Below are 381 nucleotides of genomic sequence, written 5' to 3' on the forward strand. Positions count from 1 at the left end.
GACAAATATGCGGCTATAGCCAAGAAAATGGCGGTGAAATGGGAAGAAATGGCAAATGAAGGTAGTCATTATCGCCTGGCTTTTGACCGTAAAGATACCTGGAGCCAAAAATACAATATGGTTTGGGATAAGTTGTGGAATCTGAATTTATTTCCTAATAATGTAATTGGAAAAGAGCTCAATTATTATCTAACAAAACAGAATCCTTATGGACTCCCTTTGGATTCTCGTAAAGAATACACAAAATCCGACTGGATCATGTGGACGGCAGCTATGTCATCAGATAAGGAAACTTTCCAGAAATTCTCTGATCCTGTCTATAAATATATCAATGAAACAGTCTCTCGTGTACCTATCAGCGACTGGCACCATACAGACAGC

1 protein-coding gene is annotated in these 381 nt (G+C 38.8%); it reads left to right on the top strand.

The window, feature by feature from the left end; translation table 11 throughout:
* A partial coding sequence (locus DW173_RS15965) for a DUF1793 domain-containing protein (RefSeq protein ID WP_120144793.1) occupies positions 1-381 on the top strand: 381 nt, incomplete at both ends.

Origin of the sequence: Bacteroides sp. AM16-13, from assembly GCF_003602705.1 — a bacterium.
Taxonomy (GTDB): Bacteria; Bacteroidota; Bacteroidia; order Bacteroidales; family Bacteroidaceae; genus Bacteroides; species Bacteroides xylanisolvens.